The sequence below is a fragment of the Lysobacter terrae genome, from assembly GCF_054782215.1.
This window is the reverse complement of record NZ_BAAGSX010000005.1, coordinates 44,341-61,922: the sequence shown is the minus strand read 5'-3', so window position 1 is coordinate 61,922 and position 17,582 is coordinate 44,341. Positions and strand designations below refer to the sequence as shown.

The following is a 17,582-nucleotide window of genomic DNA, read 5'->3' as shown; positions in this document are numbered from 1 at the left end:
GTTCCGCAATGAAAGTCGTCTACGAAGCCGCCAATCTGATCGACGCCCACCTGGTCCGGCATGCGCTGGAGGCCGTGGAGATTCCGGTATACCTGCGCGGCGAGCAGCTGTTGGGCGGCATGGGCGAATTGCCGCTGTTCGGCGTGATCGCGGTGTGCGTGCCCGAGGTGGTGTGGCCGCAGGCGCGGGAGATCGTGCAGTCGTTGGCGTTGGGTGAAGAGGTTCGCGCAGTCGACGAATCCGACGACGATCTGGGTTGGTTGCCTGCGTAACGCCGCTCTGTTCCATCCCGACGTCGCCAAGGCACCCGCCGCACGCGACAATGCGCGATGCATTCCGCCAAGGACATCGCCATGCCCCTGCTCGTGATCGGCAACAAGAACTACTCCTCCTGGTCGCTGCGTCCCTGGCTGCTGCTGCGGCATTTCGGCGTCGCCTTCGACGAATTGCGCTTGAACCTGGACACGCCGGAATTCTTCGCCGAGATCGGCCGCTGGTCGCCCACCCGCACCGTGCCGGTACTGCACGACGAGGGCCTGGTGGTGGCCGATTCGCTGGCGATCTGCGAATACGTCAACGAGCGCTGGCTTGACGGCCACGGCTGGCCCGCCGACGTGCGTGTGCGTGCGCAGGCCCGCGCCGCGGCGGCGGAGATGCATTCGGGCTTCCGCGCGCTGCGCACGCAGTTGCCGATGAACTGTCGCCGCCAGCCCGACGCCTACCGCTGGGATGCGAATGCGCAGGCCGACATCGATCGCGTCCAGGCGCTGTGGCGCGAATTGCGTACGCAGTTCGCCGGTGCGGGCGAGTTCCTCTGCGGCGACTTCGGCATCGTCGATGCGATGTTCGCGCCGGTGGTGATGCGCTTCATCGGCTATGGCGCGAAGCTGGACGACAACGCGGCGCGCTACGTCGACACCCTGCTGGCGCTGCCGGCGATGCGCGAATGGCGCGCGGCGGCCGAGGCGGAAGCCGAGCGCATCGTCGAGACCGATCGGCTGGCGCAGGCCTGATGTCGCCGGCCGCGAGCCACTATTCACGCGGTGCCCTCGCCGCGATGGCGCTGGGCGCGGCGCTGATCAGCACTTCGGCGGTGTTCGTGAAGTGGGTGGGCATCGGGCCGACCGCGTCGGCGTTCTGGCGCATGGCGCTTGCCGCGGTGCTGTTGCTGGCGTGGCTGGCACGGCGCGAGGTGCGCGAAGGCTGGAAGCCGGATGCGCGCATGCTCGGCCTGCTGGTCGTCGGCGCGCTGTTCTTCGCCGCCGACCTGTGGATGTGGCACCGGAGCATCCTCTACGTGGGCGTCGGACTGGCGACCTTGCTGGGCAACTTCCAGGTGTTCGCGCTCGCCGCCTACGGCAGTTTCGTGCTGGGCGAACGCGGCGGCTGGCGCCTGTGGGTCGGTCTGTTGATGGCGCTGATCGGACTGGCGCTGCTGCTGGCACCGGGATGGGAAAGTTTCGATGCGCACTTTCGCATCGGCGTCGGCTTCGGGCTGGGGACGGCGGTCGCCTACGCCGGCTTCCTGATCGCCTTCCGCGCCGCGCAGGCGCAGCGCGCACACGTCGCCAGCGAAGCGATGCTGTGGTGGCTGTGCGCGATCACGGCGGCGCTGCTGCTGCCAATGACCCTGCTCGGCGGCGAAACGCTGCAGCCGCATGGCCTGCGCGACTGGAGCGCGCTGCTGGCCTATGCGCTGATCGCGCAGGTGTTCGGCTGGCTGGTCATCGGCAAGGTGATGCCGAAGCTGCCGGCCGGGGTGCTCGGCCTGTGCCTGTTGCTGCAGCCGCTGCTTTCGTACGTGTGGGATGCGCTGCTGTTCTCCACGCGGCTCGGTGCAGTGGAGATGTTGGGCCTGGCCTTGTCGCTCGCGGGCATCTTCCTGGGGCTGGTGCGCGGCGCACGCAAGCCGGTAGCCACGGCGGATGCGCCCGCGTAAGCGCCGGCTTTGAGGCGCTAGTTCTACAGCCGGGTGACGGCGCAGACGTAGATGACTTCGCACGCACCGCCGCCGGTATCGTCGCGCGAGGTCGAGCTCCGCCAGCGCCAGCCGTCGGGCGCCTGCGCCTCCACCAGCCAGCCGTCGATGCGCACGCGCTCGCCCGCTTCGACCTCGCGCAGTGTGGAGGCGATGTCGTCGCTGGCCGGGATCATGTGCATGTTCGCCGCGGAGCGATCGATTTCGTTCTGCGGAATCGGCGGCTCGCCGCTGTAGTGATAGTGGTACCAGCGCGCGGATTGCGAGATGTCGAGGCGCGCCAGTACGTCATCGTTGCGCATACGGCCCCAGCCCAGCGCCAGATCCACGGGCGAGAGTTCCGCTTCGCGGTCGGAGCGGTAGTCGCGCCGCGACAGTACGCGCGCGTCGATGCTGAAGCCGGCCAGTGGCGTCAACGTCGCCGCACGCAGCTGGAAGGCGGCTACCGAGCCCGGCACCCGGCTCTGCAGCGGCGCGCCGAAGGGCGATACACGCGGCGGTAGTGGACAAGTCACGCTCGTGTGCAGCGCCGACGCCGCGGACGCGGTTGCCGCGGGTGCGTCGATGCGTTCGTAGCCGCGCGGCGACGGACGCGGCGAGACCGGCGAATACCACCAGCCGATCGCCGCGACGATCAGCAGCAGCACGATCCAGCCGCGGCCGCTCACGGTTTGGTTTCGCCGCGCTTGCTGCGCCCGGCCGCCGGGACCGGAGCTTTCGGCGCCGGCGGCTTGAGCAGGGACTTGGGCAGATTGCGCAGCTCGTCGGCCAATTGTCCGAGGAAATCGCCCATGGCCGAACTGCGGCGCCACACCATCGCGATTTCGCGATGCGGCGCCTGCCCGCGGAACGGCAACAGGTGCACGTCAGGCGATGCCGGCACGGGAGGTTGCACCGCGAGTACCGGCAACAAGGTGATGCCTACGCCCGCGGCGACCATCTGCCGCAGGGTTTCCAGCGAGGTCGCGCGGAAGCCGTCGCGTTCATCGGCACCGGCCATGCGGCACACGTCGAGCGCCTGGTCGCGCAGGCAGTGGCCTTCCTCGAGCAGGAGCAGATGCTGGTTGTCGAGATCGCCCACGTCGAGCGAGGCCTGCTTGGCGAACGCATGCTGCTGCGGCACGGCCAGCAGGAAGGGCTCGTCGAACAAGGGTTCGACGTGCAACTGATCGTCGTGGATGGGCAGCGCGAGCAGACCGGCGTCGAGACGGCCATCGCGCAGGCGGGCGAGGATCTGGTCGGTCTTCTCTTCGACCAGCAACAGTTCCAGGCGCGGGAAGCGTCTGCGCAAGCCGGGCACGACGTGCGGCAGCAGGTAGGGGCCGAGTGTGGGGAACAGTCCGAGCCGCACCGTGCCCGCCTCCGGGTCCTGGCTGCGCCGCGCGATCTGCGTCATCTGGTCGACGTCGGCGATGACCTTGCGCGCGCGTTCGGCGATCTCGCGGCCCACCGGCGTGAGCATGACTTTGCGCGGCGCGCGTTCGACCAGGGCGACGCCGAGCTCGTCCTCGAGCTTGCGGATCTGCGTCGACAACGTCGGCTGGCTGACGAAGCTGGCCGCGGCCGCACGGCCGAAGTGCTTGTGGTCGGCGAGGGCGACGAGGTACTTGAGGTCGCGCAGGTTCATGGGCTGATGTTAGCGGCATTGAAGCCAACTTCCCTCTCCCACATCCCTCTCCCCGCTCGCGGGGAGAGGGTGCCCGCAGGGCGGGTGAGGGGAGGCGAGCGCAGCGAGCTGCTGTTGCCGTTGCCTCTGCCGTCAGGCCGCCTCTTCCAACGGCGCCGAAGTGCGGATCAAGTGATCGAACGCGCTCAATGCGGCGGTGGAGCCCGCCCCCATTGCGATCACGATCTGCTTGTACGGCACCGTGGTGGCATCGCCCGCGGCGAATACGCCCGGCACCGAGGTCGCGCCGCGATCGTCGATCACGATCTCGCCGCGCGGCGTGAGTTGCACAGCGTCTTTGAGCCATTCCGTGTTCGGCAGCAGGCCGATCTGCACGAAGATGCCTTCCAGCGCGACCCTGCGCGACTGGCCACTGCTGCGGTCGGTATAGACCAGGCCGGTGACCTTGTTGCCGTCGCCCAGTACTTCCGTGGTCTGGCCGCCGACGATCACGTCGACGTTGGGCAGGCTGCGCAGCTTGCGTTGCAGGACTTCGTCGGCACGCAGCTTCGGGTCGAATTCGATCAGGGTCACGTGCGCGACGATGCCGGCCAGGTCGATCGCGGCTTCCACGCCCGAGTTGCCGCCACCGATCACCGCGACGCGCTTGCCCTTGAACAGCGGACCGTCGCAATGCGGGCAGTAGGCCACGCCCTTGTTGCGGTACTGGTCCTCGCCGGGCACGTTCATCTGCCGCCAGCGCGCGCCGGTGGAGAGAATCACCGACTTCGCCTTGAGCGAGGCGCCGCTCTCCAACTGCACTTCGATCAGGCCGCCCGGTGTCTTCGCCGGAATCAGCTGGCTCGCGCGCTGCAGGTTCATCACGTCGACCTCGTAATCGCGCACATGCTGTTCCAGCGCGACGGCGAGCTTCGGGCCTTCGGTGTACGAGACCGAGACGAAGTTCTCGATCGCCAACGTATCCAGTACCTGGCCGCCGAAGCGCTCGGCGGCGACGCCGGTGCGGATACCCTTGCGCGCCGTGTAGATCGCGGCCGCGGCGCCCGCGGGACCGCCGCCGACGACCAGCACGTCGAAGGCATCCTTCATCGCGATCTGCTCGGTGGCACGCGCAGCCGCACCCGTGTCGAGCTTGGCGATGATCTGCTCGACCGACATGCGGCCGGCGTCGAACAGCTCGCCGTTGAGGAAGATGGTCGGCACCGACATGATCTCGCGCGCCTGCACTTCGTCCTGGAACAGCGCGCCGTCGATGGCGACGTGGCTGATGTTCGGGTTCAGCACGCTCATCAGGTTCAGCGCCTGCACCGTGTCCGGGCAGCTCTGGCAGGAGAGCGACATGAAGGTCTCGAAGCGGAACGTACCTTCAAGCTCGCGCACTTGATGAGCCAGCGCTTCCTCGATCTTCGGCGGGTGACCGCCGACCTGCAGCAACGCCAGCACCAGCGAGGTGAATTCGTGCCCCAACGGAATGCCGGCGAAGCGCACTTCGACATCCGAGCCCAGGCGCGAGATCGCGAACGAAGGCTTGCGCGCATCGTCGTCGGCGCGGCGGTAGCCGATCTTGTCGGACATCGTGGCGATGTCCTGCAGCAAGGCTTCGAGTTCTCGCGATGTCTCACCATTGTCCAGCGACGCAACCAGTTCGATCGGCTGCTGGAGACGGGTCAGGTAGGCCTGCAACTGGGTCTTGAGTTCGGCGTCGAGCATAAGGACTCCGCGTAGGTCGAAGAAAAATGAGGTGGACGCTTGCAGCAGCGGCCAGGTCGCGAGGGAAATGCCGGGGAGAGGGGACGTCATTTCCCTGACGCGTTGCGGCGTTCGAACGAACCGCATTGCGCATGCGTCGCGGCGCAGCCGCTGCTGTAAGCATCCCGCGGGCCTTTCGGCCCGCGGATGCCGGTCCGCACGAGGCGGACGGGTTTCATCGGGTATTGCGGATCAGATCTTGCCGACCAGATCCAGCGACGGCTTGATGGTCTTCGCGCCGTCGTTCCACTTGGCCGGGCAGACCTCGCCCGGGTGGGCGGCGACGAACTGGGCGGCCTTCAGCTTGCGCAGCGTCTCGGAGACGTCGCGGGCGATGGCGTTGTCGTGGATTTCCAGAGTCTTGATCACGCCTTCCGGATTGATGATGAAGGTGCCGCGCAGGGCCAGGCCTTCTTCTTCGATATGCACGTCGAACGCGCGGGTCAGCTGGTGGGTCGGGTCGCCGACCAGCGGGAACTGCGCCTTGCCCACGGCCGGCGAGGTTTCGTGCCACACCTTATGCGAGAAGTGCGTGTCGGTGGTGACGATGTAGACCTCGGCGCCGAGCTTCTGGAATTCAGCGTAATGATTGGCGGCGTCTTCGACTTCGGTCGGGCAATTGAAGGTGAAGGCGGCCGGCATGAAGATCAGGACCGACCACTTGCCCTTGAGGCTGGCGTCGCTGACTTCGATGAATTCGCCACTCTGGAAGGCGGTGGCCTTGAACGGCTTGACCTGGGTGTTGATCAACGACATGCGTTATTCCTGTTGAGTTGAAGGGTGGGTGGAAAAGGAGCCGCCATGCTAGGTACACCAATCGAATAGAGCAATTCGATAGATGCAATCAATACAATAGGTTCTGCCTATTGATCCGTAACCGCAGGGTCGAGCCGGCAGATCGATACCATGTGCGCATGACCGCACATGCTCCCGCCGTTCGCCGCCTCGATGCATTGCTGCGGGCCGCGCGTGGGCGGATCGATCCGGTCGATGCCGAGTTCCTGCTGGTGCATGTGCTGCGCAAACCGCGCAGTTGGCTGTTCGCACACCGCGAAGACGAGACTTCGGAGGAAGTCGCTGCTGGGTTCGAAGCACTGGTGCAGCGGCGCGCCCGTGGCGAACCGGTCGCCTATCTCACCGGGCACCGTGGTTTCTGGCGGTTCGATCTCGCCGTCACGCCGGACACGCTGATCCCCCGTCCGGAGACCGAGCTGCTGGTGGAATTGGCGCTGGCGCGGCTGCCGGCCGGCCGCGAACTGCGCGTGGCCGACCTGGGCACCGGCAGCGGCGCGATCGCGCTGGCGCTGGCCTATGAGCGGCCGCGCGCGCAGGTGCTCGCTTGCGACGCCAGCACGCAGGCATTGGCCGTGGCGCAGGCGAACGCGCAGGCACTGGGCCTGGCGAACGTCGCCTTCCGCGCCGGCGATTGGTTCGTCCCGCTCGCGGGCGAGCGCTTTCATCTCATCGCCAGCAATCCGCCTTATATCGCGCTAGGCGATCCGCACCTGGTCGCGGGTGACCTGCGTTTCGAACCGGCGGCGGCACTGAGTTCGGGCGCCGATGGGCTTGATGCCATCCGCCGGATCGCCACCGATGCCCCGATGCACCTCGAAGCCGACGGCTGGCTGCTGCTGGAGCACGGATGGGAGCAGGGCGCCGCGGTGCGCGACTTGCTTAGCCACGCGGGTTTCCTGGACGTGACCACCGAGCGCGATCTGGAAGGGCGCGATCGGGTCACGCTCGGCCGCACGCCGGTATAGCCGCCTTTTGCCGTCAACCTAGTCAGGACGGCTTCCGTAGGACGATGGGTAAGGACGCCGGCTAAGCACGACCGTCCCCGCAGGTAGAATTTTCCTTTCGCGAATTTCCAGTCCAGGACCGTCGCAATGCGCACGCTTTTTCCCGAGATCCAGCCGTACGAGACCGGCACCCTGCAGGTCGACGACCGCCACACGCTGTACTACGAGCAGTGCGGCAATCCGGACGGCAAGCCGGTGGTGATGCTGCACGGCGGTCCCGGCGCGGGCTGCAGCGACAAGATGCGGCGTTTCCACGACCCGGCGAAATACCGCATCGTGCTCTTCGACCAGCGCGGCAGCGGCCGTTCCAAGCCGCATGCGGACCTCGTCGACAACACCACCTGGGACCTCGTCGCCGACATCGAAAAACTGCGCGCGAAGCTCGGCATCGATCGCTGGCAGGTCTTCGGCGGCTCGTGGGGCTCCACGCTCGCGCTCGCCTACGCCGAAACGCACCCGCAGCGCGTTGCCCAGCTCGTGCTGCGCGGCATCTTCATGCTGCGCCGCTGGGAGCTGGAATGGTTTTATCAGGAGGGCGCGTCGCGGCTGTTCCCGGACGCGTGGGAGCACTACATCGAGGCTATTCCGCCGGTGGAGCGCCACGATCTGATCTCCGCCTTCCACCGTCGCCTCACCGCGGACGACGAAGCCACGCGCCTGGCCGCTGCGCGCGCGTGGAGCGTGTGGGAAGGCGCCACCAGCTTCCTGCACGTCGACCAGGATTTCGTCGCCGGGCACGAGGATGCGGCGTTCGCGTTGGCCTTCGCGCGGATCGAGAACCACTACTTCGTCAACGGCGGCTTCTTCGAAGTCGAAGATCAGCTGCTGCGCGACGTGCATCGCATCCGCGACATTCCCGGCGTGATCGTGCACGGCCGCTACGACGTGGTCTGCCCGGTGCAGAACGCGTGGGAGTTGCACAAGGGATGGCCGAAGGGCGAGTTGGTGATTACCCCCGCGTCGGGGCACTCCGCATTCGAGGCCGAGAACGTCGATGCGCTCATCGCGGCCACCGAACGCTTCGCTTGAGACCCCCCGCTAACCCCCCGAAAAACCTAATGATGCACACCTTCTGTTCATAAACATGAACAAAAAACGGCGTGCGATAATAGCCCGGGCCATGTGAAGTGAGTCTTCACATTTTGTAGGGGAATCCGTCTCGATAGGTCTGGCGTTGGAGAACGCCGGGCCGGGGCGTGTCTGGGGTTTTGTTTTGAAGCAGCAGGTGACAACGGGCCGGGTCGATCTGATCCCACTCCATCAGATCGCAACCCATACGGCCGATGGACGCGTCTCTTACGCGTCCGAAGGACTGGACCCGCAATTCGACCTGCGACCGGGCGGTGCCCCACTGCGGATGCCGTCGGGTTGGTACCTGATCCGATTCCGGATCATCGGTACGGAAGGCAGCATCACCTCCCCGTGTCTGTATCCCGACTACGGCGAAGGCCTCAGCGAAGCGCACAAGATCACGCTCCCCGAGCCAGACGACAACGGCTGGACTGAAACCATTGTCGCCCTGCCGCGGCCGGTACACGCCCTGCGCTTCGATCCCACGATCCAGCCCGCACGCTTCTGCGTGCCGCACGTCGAGGTTCGGCGCATTTCGCGTCCGCGCGCATTTCTGAAGATGCTCGCTGGCATCCAGCGCGCGAAGAAGGAGCTCTTCTTCGAGACCACCTTCGCCACGCTCTGCGGCTTTTTGCGCCTGGCTCTGGCCGGCCGGATGACGCAAGGCGCCAACCTGCTGGTGCGCAACTACGCGCAGGCGCGTCGCCCGGACGCACGCGGTTATGCACGATGGGTGGCCCTGTTCGGTGCGACACGGTCTGGCCGCGCTCCCCAGTTGACCAGGCGACCACTGATTTCGGTGATCGTGCCGACCTGCAACACCCCGGTGCATTTGCTGCGCAAGTGCATCGACAGTGTGCTCGCCCAGACCTATCCGAACTGGCAGTTGTGCATCGCCGACGATGCCTCTTCCGCCGCCGTCAGGAAGGTTCTGGCCGAATACGCCCAGCGCGACCAGCGCATCGTTGTGCACCTGCGCCAGAACCATGGGCACATCAGCGAGACGAGCAACGACGCCATAGCGCTGGCGAAGGGCGAGTTCCTGGCCTTCCTCGACCACGACGACGAATTGACGCCGGATGCCCTGCTGGAAGTGGCGATCGCCATGGACCTCAATCCGCAGGCCAAGTTGTTCTACTCGGACGAGGACAAGATCGACGAAGCGGGCAAGCGGTCCGAGCCGAACTTCAAGCCGGCCTGGAACCCGGAGCTGCTCAGGTCGCAGAACTACATCTGCCATCTGACCGTCATCAGTGCCGCGCTCGTGGATCGTCACGGCGGGCTGCGGCCGGGTTTCGAAGGCGCGCAGGATCACGACCTGCTTTTGCGTTGTACGGAAGACCTGACGCCGCCGGAAATCGTCCACATCCCCAAAGTGCTCTATCACTGGCGCATGCTTCCCGGCTCGACGGCCGCCGGCGTCTCGCAAAAGAACTATGCGCTGGAAGCCGGCCGCAGGGCCGTCGAGTCGCATCTGGCACGAACCCATATCGCGGGATCCGTGGAGGTCACGGAGGCTGGCTATTACCGGGTGAAATATGCCTTGGGCAATAAGACGCCCAGGGTGACGATCATCATTCCCTCACGTGATAAGAAGACGTTGCTGGAGACCTGCGTCAGCACCATCCTGGAGCGGACGAAGTACGCCAACTACCAAGTGCTGGTGGTGGACAACGGTTCGGTCGAGGACGACGCGGTGGCCTATCTGGCCGAGATCGATGCACTCGCCCAGGTCCGCGTCCTTCGTCATCCGGCGCCATTCAATTTCTCGGCCCTGATCAACCATGCGGCACGCCATGCCGATGGCGATGTCTTCTGCATCCTCAACAACGACATCGAAGTCATCACGCCGGAATGGCTGGACGAATTGGTCGGGCACACCAACCGCAAGGAAGTCGGTGTGGTGGGATGCATGCTGTATTACCCCGACGACACCGTGCAGCATGCCGGTGTCGTGCTGGGTATCGGCGGGGTCGCGGGGCATGTGCACCTGAGACTGCCGAGGGGCACCGGCGGCTATATCGGCCGCGCGGGCGTCGCGCAGAACTACACGGCCGTCACCGGCGCGTGCATGGCTGTGCGGCGCGAGGTATTCGAGCAGGTTTCCGGGCTGGACGAAAACCTGCCGGTTGCTTTCAACGACATCGACTTCTGCATCCGTGTCGCAGGCGCCGGCTACTTCAACGTGTGGACCCCGTTTGCGGAGTTGTATCACCACGAGTCGGCGAGCCGCGGTCTTGAAGACACGCCCGAGAAGCGCGAGCGCTTCGAACGGGAGGTGAGTGCGATGAAGAAGCGCTGGGATCAGCTGCTGCTTCAGGATCCTGCCTACAACCCAAACCTGACGCTGGATGACTCCGATTTTGGGCTGGCATTCCCGCCCAGAACGTCAGAAGACAAGCAATTCGCGCGCGTCGGCGCGCGGTAATTCACGAAGAGAGTGCAGTTATGAGTTCGTTTATTGGTGACCTCGCCGGAAGCTTCCGGCGTCCGGATCATTGGCTGTATGCCGCCTGGTTGGGTGTGATCACCAAGTACCGGAAGACGGCGCTGGGTCTGCTCTGGGTGTTTGTACCGCCAATCGTCTACATCTGGGGCATTGGCTGGTTCGTCGGCATGCTCAACCCGGTCTCGGTGCGGCCGTTCATGGCGCACGTGGGTGTCGGCTTCATCACGTTTCGCATGATCATCAGCGTGATTACCGATTCCACAGGGATTTTTTCCCAGTACCAGCCCTACATCCAAGACGGAAACGTCCGACTCACGGACTATCTGCTGGGTGTAATCGCGCGCGCGGCCATCTACTTTGCCCTGGCCATGCCGGTGCTGGCCGTGGCGATCCTGTCCGCCAGCCAGCCGGACCTGGCAGGGATCGCGGGCTCGTTCATCGGGCTGGCGATCGTTCTTCTGAATCTATTGCTGTATTCGGTGCCGCTTGCGCTGTTGGGCGCGCGCTTCCCCGACTTCGGTGAAGTCGTCAACAGCGCCATCCTGTTCCTGTTCCTGGTGACCCCGATCGTGTGGTACCCCTCGGCCGCGCCCGCAGGCACCCTGCACGGCGAACTCATGCGCGCAAATCCGATACACCACTTGTTGGCCATCGTGCGCGCGCCGCTGACGCAAGAGACGATCGAGCCCGTCACCTATTCGTACGTATGCGTGGTGACTCTCGTCGGCCTGGTGCTGGCGGTCGTTTCCTATCGCGCCTTCGCCCGGCGCGTCCCGGTTTGGATCTGAGGCAGTCATGACGGTATCTATCAAAGTCCGCGGACTGTCGCTGGAACTTCCCTACGAGATGCAAGGTGGCGCGGGCACTGCGGCCCACGGCTGGCTGGCGACGTTCGCGTCCGCAAAGCGACGCTTCACCACCGTGCTTAAAGGCATCGACTTCGATGCTTCGGAGGGCGATCGCATCGGCATCATGGGCCTCAATGGCGCAGGCAAGACCACTTTGCTGCGGGTGCTCAATGGTGCCCTGCAGCCTACGCAGGGAAGCGTTGAACGGAACGGTAGCCTGCAGTCGTTGTTGAGTACCACGCTGGGTTTCAACGAATACGCCACGCTAGTGGAGAACATCATCCTTCGCGGCACGGCAATGGGCCTGCGCTACCGCCAGGTGGATGCCGCCGTGGAGAACATCCTGGAGTTCGCCGGTCTTACCGATCGCGCCAACCATCGGTTGCATACGCTTTCGGCCGGCCAACGCATGCGGTTGGGCTTTGCCATCTCTACTGCCGTCCAGCCGGACATCCTGTTGATGGACGAATGGATCGGGGCGGGCGACGAGAACTTCATCATGCGCGCCAAAGAGCGGATGCTTAACCGCATTCACGGCAGCCGCATCGTAGTGCTGGCCAGTCACAGCACCGAGCTTCTGCGAGAGCTGTGCAACAAGGCGATCGTGCTGAACGATGGGCGCATGCGCTTCTTCGGCCCGGTTGAGGACGCGATTGCCGACTACCGCGATGTCGTTTCAAGGGCGGGAGCGGCACAGCGCCGCTTGGCCGCCGACAGCGATCCGCTGCTCTTCGGCGAAGCCGTGGGGTTAATCGAACGCGTGAAGCACGATTCAAAGTCCATCACTTTGGAAGGATGGGTAGTGGATGAGCGCGGCGGCGAAGTGGACGTGATCTGCGTGGAGGTCGATGGCAGGCATTACGTCTTTGAGGAATTCGAGCGAGTCGAGCGCGAAGACGTCAGGCTGCATCTCGGAAAGCGCAGGGGAAGCTATGGGTTCCGCGTGCGAATCGTGGCCCCAATGCGTGCCCAGCGCACGGCGAACGGCATCAGGGTCTCGGCCGGGCCAGCGGCTGATCGCTTGGGGCCGCCGCTGCGTTTGGCGGTTGGCAGCATCGTGGAATCTGCCTGATCCGCGCTTCCAACACTTCCAACCAATTAGTTTCGTGCACACGTACAGAGAATTAAGCAAATGAATTTTATGGATCCCAGTCAACTTTCCAGATCGCCCAACATGGCCATCAACGCCGACATTACGCCCGAGGCCGATGGCTACTTTGGTTGCATCGAATCATGGGGCAGTGAAATTCGAGGCTGGGTCGTGCGAGCGGGTCACGAAGCTGAGGCGCTTGCGGTCGAGCTGATTATCGATGGTGAGCGGGTTGCGACGGCATACTGCGTGCATCCCCGACTTGACATCACAGCCATTACGGGGCGCTCGAACAATGCAGGGTTCGTGCTTCCGGCATCCTCGATCAAGCTGCCCGCGGCGCTGAAGCGGAAGGCGTCGGCGGCTCAAGTCGAGATCGAGTTCCGGATCAAGGCCCTGGGCCACCAGGTGCCGACGTTGTTTGAGCGGCCGATTTCCGTCGAAGAACTCATCGAGGTGGTGGGGGCGCCGAGCGCACGTTCACTGTCGCTCGGAGAAATCGCGGTTGCCTCGAAGCCATTTGTCGAGGAAGTCGTTTCCAAGGACAGCGAAGAAGCAGGCGTAAAGTTGATTGCGTTCTACCTGCCGCAATTTCACCCGGTGCCGGAGAACGATGCATGGTGGGGGCCGGGCTTCACGGAATGGACCAACGTCTCTCAGGCGCAACCACAATACCCAGGCCATTATCAGCCGCATGTCCCGGGGGAACTTGGCTTCTATGATCTGAGATTGCCGGAGGTGCGTGAGGCGCAGGCCGATCTCGCGCGGCAGTATGGGATCCATGGTTTTTGCTACTACTACTACTGGTTCAACGGGCGCCGGATTCTCGAACGTCCGCTTCAGGAAATGCTCGATTCCGGAAAGCCGGATTTCCCGTTCTGCATCTGCTGGGCGAATGAAACTTGGTCTCGCCGTTGGGACGGGTCCGAGCATGAAGTGCTGCTTAAGCAGGAGCACACGCCCGAGAGTGACATCGCATTCATTCACGACGTCATTCCCATCCTTAAGGACCCGCGATATATCCGCATCAATGGCGCACCGGTCCTGATGGTGTATCGGGCGTCTCTATTCCCGGATCTTCGCAGCACCGCCGATGTTTGGCGCCGCATCTGCGCTGAGAATGGCATCCCCAATATTCACCTTACGATCGTCGAGTCGTTTGGTTTCAATGAACCCTATTCGATAGGGTTCGATTCTTCCGTGCAGTTCCCGCCGCATGGCATTGTTGCGGGCGACATTCGTGAAGAAATGGATGGCGTCCCGGAAGAATTCACCGGCAAAATCTATGACTTCGAGGAAGTGGTCGAGTCCGAGCTGTCTGCGCCAGCGGCAAAGCACAAGCGGTTCAATGGGGTGATGGTGTCTTGGGATAACACTGCCCGCCGCAAGAACAAGTCCCATATGTTCGCCAAGTCCACGCCGGAATTGTATGAGGTGTGGTTGCGCAATGCCGTTGAGCGGGCCCGCGACTCTCATCCTTCAGGTGAGCGCCTTGTATTCATCAATGCCTGGAATGAATGGGCTGAAGGGGCGCACCTTGAGCCAGACGTGCGCCATGGACGCGCCTATCTCGAAGCCACGCTTCGCGCTCACGCAGGCCAGAGCAGCCCCTCAGTACTGCTGGACTACGCGCGCAAGATTGGTCGCCTTGAAGGTGATCAGCTCGCGTCCTGGATTGCGGATATGCAGGCCTCGATCGAGAGCGCAGCCGCGCGGCAGCGCCATGCCGAGAGGCTGCTGGCACGCGACCACGCACTTGGTGAGTCGGGGACGATGATGTCGCCTGCCCAGCCTTATGTGCTAAACGCCCTGCCCATGGCGCCGCTTGGCCAGTTCTTCGTCGAGCGCATCAACGGCCTGCCGCCCGGGATATCGCATGCGGCGCTGCGCAAGGATCAGTACCTCTTCGTGGAGGGGTGGGCGATGCATCCGGAAGCGCCCACCGACAGCAAAACCATCTCCCACCTTGTGCTTGAGTGCACCGCCAGCAAACAGCGGTACTACGCGCCTGTGTTCGGACGACGTCAGCGGCCCGACGTAGCGCAGGCATTCCGGACGCAATCGGAGGAAATGACGCTGTTCAGTGGTGTGCGAGCTTTTGTCGATTTGTCGTCGGTGGCGCCAGGCGAGTATCGAATGGGTTTGCTGCAAACGTCGCCTTCGACGACATCTCTGAACTTTGTGGAGGGCGCTGTCCGTGTCGCTTGAGTCCCATGCGCCTTTGGTCAGCGTCGTCGTGCCTTGTTATCGGCACGAGAACTTTGTTGCTGCGGCCTTACAGTCGGTGTACGACCAAACCTATTCGAACATCGAGCTTCTGGTGATCGATGATGCGTCTCCGGATGGCACTTTCGCAGCGGCGGGGAATTGGGCGTCGTCTGTGGACGCCGAGGAGCGTTTCCATCGCTTCAGGCTTGAGCGAAACGGGGCGAACCTCGGTGCCCACGGCAGCATTAATCGGGGGTGTAGCGCCAGCTCGGGTGAGTACATCGCTATCCTAAACTCGGACGACCTATTTCATCCGCAGCGTATCGAGCGCATGGTGGAGCGTCTTGAGAGTTCGCGTGCGGGCCTGGGCTTCTCCCGAGTAGTACCCATAGACGATGCGGGGAAACTCGTGTCTCCCGCTGCGTTGCCCAAGCAGTTGCTGGGAGCCTTCTATGCGGCTGACCACGCGCAGGCTAATTCCCCAAGCCTTGTCGATGCACTTGCAGGGCAGAATCTGGCGATTTCCACTGGCAATTTGATTTTTAGTCGGGACATCTACGCGGAAGTAGGGCCCTTTGCTGATCTGGCATACGTCCATGACTGGGACTTCATCCGTCGTGCTTCGCTATTGTCGGAACCCGTGTACGTTCCCGAGGATCTGTATCTGTACCGCATCCACGGTAGTAATTCGTTTTCAGCATTGGCTCACGTCGCTGAGCTTGAAACACATATCGTCCAGGCTCGTTTCTCGGCTGCCTCGGGTCGACTGCGTAGGCGTATCTCGTGACAAAAAAGCGGCCTCTATATGTTCATGTCGGCCTGCACAAAACGGGCACGACAAGCATTCAGTGGGCGCTTACCAAATCGCGTCCTCAGCTCAGAGAGCTGGGCGTCTGCTATCCGGAGTCGGGCCGGCTTTCCGTGCGCGAAGTGGCGCACCATGAATTGGCATGGTCGTTCGTTTCCCGGCCGGAAATGATTCCGTCGTTCAATGGAGCGGTGGCGACATTCACCGAGTCTCGGCGGAATGAAATCTGGCGAGAGGTGAAGTCCGAAATAGCAGCGGAAGGTGTTCGGGCCGCCGTCGTCTCCAGTGAGGAGTTCGACATATTCAACAGGGAAGAGATCCTGCGTTTTGGAGAGGTCTTCGCTGATTGGGATGTTGTCCCCATCATTTTTCTGCGCTCTCATCTGGATCTGGTCGAGTCCGGATACAGAACGGCAGTGCTTTATTCGGACTTTACTGGAGGCATTCGTGCCTATGCTGCCGAGCAACGCACCCGGTTGGATTTCCTCGAGCTCGTGAGGGATTGGTCTCTCATCGCGGCGAACGGAAAGGCCTCAGTCTTCAATTACGACAGCGAGGCCGTAAGGGACAATCTCCTGGGCTCGTTCTTTTCTGCGATAGATACAGACGTCACGATAGTTCCATCTGAGGGGCTGCAGCGACAAAACGAAAGCGTGCCGGCCTTTGCGATTGAGTGCGTCAGGTTCATGAGGCTAAAAGGATGCGATTCCGGAGAGATCGCGCGGTATGTTGCGAACATTTCCCGCTTCTTTGCTTCGCGTGATGATGCAAGTCGGTATCGGTGCTTGCCGGAGGATCTGTGCGAGGCGTTGGAGTCGAATTACGAAGATCTGCGCCGCAGATTCGCAGCCGATTCGACGTACTCTGAGGTCCTGTTGGAGTCCAAGAATGGAGACCACTGGCGCGACAAGTATCCAGCGGATGACTTAGTGCTGGCGCTGCTGGCTATGGCGCGTTGCCTGGGCCCTCAATAGAGATCCGGCATTGATCGCCTCCATGTCACGGGGCGGTTTCAGGCAGTCGGGCGAACAGCCCATGTGCGGAGGCTAGGCTGGTGCGAGCCTCGTCGGACAGGCGCAGGACAATCGGGTGACTCTCAAAAGTCTCGGGCGGCGCCGTCAGGTCCGCCACTGTCATAGATCGGAACGCCTCGCGATCGGCGTCCGGCAACCCAGCTGCGTAGCTTTGCAAAAACCAATTCAACGCCCACACCGGCTGCATTGCCCCATAGATCGCCAAGCGTTTGCTGGCCATTGGCTCAAACAGCGTCAGAAGCCCTTCGCCGGTCATGTTGAAGTAGTGATGCGGGTAGCCGTGCAGCGGCTGCAGGAAGGGCGCCACGCACATAAGCTCGCCGCCGGGCTTCAGCACGCGCATCAGTTCCCGGGCGACCTGGAATGGGTCCTTCACGTGCTCCAGCACGTTGAGACAGATCACCGCGTCGAAGCTGGCATCACGGAAGGGCAGCCGCTCGGCCACGCCGAGCACGTCGGTGCTGTCGTAGGGGACGATCTCGTAGTTCACCACGTTGTCGTAGTAGACGCTGCGCTGTCCTGCGCCGCAGTCAAGTACCAGGCCCTCGGCATTCGCCGCGATGATGCGTAGGGCTTCGTGGTCGTAGTCGTGCTGGCTGACGTTGTCGGTGGAAACGATGTGGAACTGCTCGCGCAGCGCATCGGTCAGGCAGTCGATGTGCGACAAGGTCTCGCGGTTGTTGACGTCGGGCTGTAGCAGCGGGCGGATTCGTCCCAGCTTGCGATGCTTCCAGTCGATTGGCAGGGCCACGCGCTGTAGGCGGGTTTCAGCATGGCCGAAGAGTTCGAAGTGCTGCCGACCGCTTTCCAGCTGCCCGGATGCGATGGCTGCGGCCACGTCGGGATTGGCGGCCACATAGCCTTCTTCTTCAAACGTGTCTGCAGTAGCGGGCGCCACCAACGTGAATGTCTTCATGCATC

Annotated in this window: 16 protein-coding genes; 11 read left to right on the top strand and 5 right to left on the bottom strand. The window is 63.3% G+C overall.

What is annotated here, in order from left to right; genetic code table 11:
• Positions 1 to 8 precede the first annotated feature (8 nt).
• From ACYVJ8_RS11025 to ACYVJ8_RS11015, 3 genes are read left to right on the top strand one after another with little or no spacing between them, the layout of a single operon-like run.
• A complete protein-coding gene (locus tag ACYVJ8_RS11025) occupies positions 9 to 272 on the top strand; it encodes a putative signal transducing protein (RefSeq protein WP_460712290.1) in 264 nt (87 codons plus the stop codon).
• 57 nt (positions 273 to 329) lie between these two features.
• Positions 330 to 1,013 (top strand): glutathione S-transferase family protein, encoded by a 684-nt coding sequence (locus tag ACYVJ8_RS11020; protein ID WP_460712288.1) that lies wholly within the window; start codon positions 330 to 332, stop codon positions 1,011 to 1,013.
• Positions 1,013 to 1,939, top strand: coding sequence for a DMT family transporter (locus ACYVJ8_RS11015; protein WP_460712286.1), 927 nt, complete (start codon positions 1,013 to 1,015; stop codon positions 1,937 to 1,939). The genes ACYVJ8_RS11020 and ACYVJ8_RS11015 overlap by 1 nt, the downstream gene beginning before the upstream one ends.
• Before the next feature lie 23 nt (positions 1,940 to 1,962).
• On the opposite strand, the gene ACYVJ8_RS11010 is transcribed toward ACYVJ8_RS11015, so the two are convergent.
• From ACYVJ8_RS11010 to ahpC, 4 genes are all read right to left on the bottom strand, one after another.
• The gene (locus ACYVJ8_RS11010) at positions 1,963 to 2,646 is read right to left on the bottom strand and encodes a hypothetical protein (protein WP_460712284.1); all 684 of its coding nucleotides are present in this window, start codon (positions 2,644 to 2,646) and stop codon (positions 1,963 to 1,965) included.
• Positions 2,643 to 3,605, bottom strand: a complete 963-nt coding sequence (gene oxyR, locus ACYVJ8_RS11005) for a DNA-binding transcriptional regulator OxyR (protein WP_460712282.1) — start codon at positions 3,603 to 3,605, stop codon at positions 2,643 to 2,645. The genes ACYVJ8_RS11010 and oxyR overlap by 4 nt, the downstream gene beginning before the upstream one ends.
• A 132-nt stretch (positions 3,606 to 3,737) precedes the next feature.
• Positions 3,738 to 5,315: an alkyl hydroperoxide reductase subunit F gene (ahpF, locus tag ACYVJ8_RS11000; RefSeq protein WP_460712280.1), complete on the bottom strand. Its 1,578-nt coding sequence runs from the start codon at positions 5,313 to 5,315 to the stop codon at positions 3,738 to 3,740.
• A gap of 231 nt (positions 5,316 to 5,546) precedes the next feature.
• Complete coding sequence (ahpC, locus tag ACYVJ8_RS10995; protein WP_460712278.1) at positions 5,547 to 6,110, bottom strand: alkyl hydroperoxide reductase subunit C; 564 nt, start codon at positions 6,108 to 6,110, stop codon at positions 5,547 to 5,549.
• A 158-nt stretch (positions 6,111 to 6,268) separates the two neighbouring features.
• Between ahpC and prmC the strand changes: the two genes are divergently transcribed.
• From prmC to ACYVJ8_RS10955, 8 genes are all read left to right on the top strand, one after another.
• Positions 6,269 to 7,114, top strand: a complete 846-nt coding sequence (prmC, locus tag ACYVJ8_RS10990) for a peptide chain release factor N(5)-glutamine methyltransferase (protein WP_460712276.1) — start codon at positions 6,269 to 6,271, stop codon at positions 7,112 to 7,114.
• 126 nt (positions 7,115 to 7,240) lie between these two features.
• Complete coding sequence (gene pip, locus ACYVJ8_RS10985; protein ID WP_460712274.1) at positions 7,241 to 8,182, top strand: prolyl aminopeptidase; 942 nt, start codon at positions 7,241 to 7,243, stop codon at positions 8,180 to 8,182.
• 184 nt (positions 8,183 to 8,366) lie between these two features.
• Positions 8,367 to 10,652 (top strand): glycosyltransferase family 2 protein, encoded by a 2,286-nt coding sequence (locus ACYVJ8_RS10980; protein WP_460712272.1) that lies wholly within the window; start codon positions 8,367 to 8,369, stop codon positions 10,650 to 10,652.
• A gap of 20 nt (positions 10,653 to 10,672) precedes the next feature.
• Positions 10,673 to 11,461 (top strand): ABC transporter permease, encoded by a 789-nt coding sequence (locus tag ACYVJ8_RS10975; RefSeq protein ID WP_460712270.1) that lies wholly within the window; start codon positions 10,673 to 10,675, stop codon positions 11,459 to 11,461.
• A 7-nt stretch (positions 11,462 to 11,468) separates the two neighbouring features.
• Positions 11,469 to 12,593, top strand: a complete 1,125-nt coding sequence (locus ACYVJ8_RS10970; RefSeq protein WP_460712268.1) for an ABC transporter ATP-binding protein — start codon at positions 11,469 to 11,471, stop codon at positions 12,591 to 12,593.
• A 102-nt stretch (positions 12,594 to 12,695) separates the two neighbouring features.
• A complete protein-coding gene (locus ACYVJ8_RS10965; RefSeq protein ID WP_460712266.1) occupies positions 12,696 to 14,819 on the top strand; it encodes a glycoside hydrolase family 99-like domain-containing protein in 2,124 nt (707 codons plus the stop codon).
• Complete coding sequence (locus tag ACYVJ8_RS10960) at positions 14,809 to 15,606, top strand: glycosyltransferase family 2 protein (RefSeq protein WP_460712264.1); 798 nt, start codon at positions 14,809 to 14,811, stop codon at positions 15,604 to 15,606. The genes ACYVJ8_RS10965 and ACYVJ8_RS10960 overlap by 11 nt, the downstream gene beginning before the upstream one ends.
• Positions 15,603 to 16,601 (top strand): hypothetical protein, encoded by a 999-nt coding sequence (locus ACYVJ8_RS10955; RefSeq protein WP_460712262.1) that lies wholly within the window; start codon positions 15,603 to 15,605, stop codon positions 16,599 to 16,601. Before ACYVJ8_RS10960 ends, ACYVJ8_RS10955 begins: the two co-directional genes overlap by 4 nt.
• 25 nt (positions 16,602 to 16,626) lie before the next feature.
• Here ACYVJ8_RS10955 and ACYVJ8_RS10950 read toward each other — a convergent pair whose 3' ends face one another.
• A complete protein-coding gene (locus tag ACYVJ8_RS10950; RefSeq protein ID WP_460712260.1) occupies positions 16,627 to 17,577 on the bottom strand; it encodes a methyltransferase domain-containing protein in 951 nt (316 codons plus the stop codon).
• Between the last annotated feature and the right edge of the window lie 5 nt (positions 17,578 to 17,582).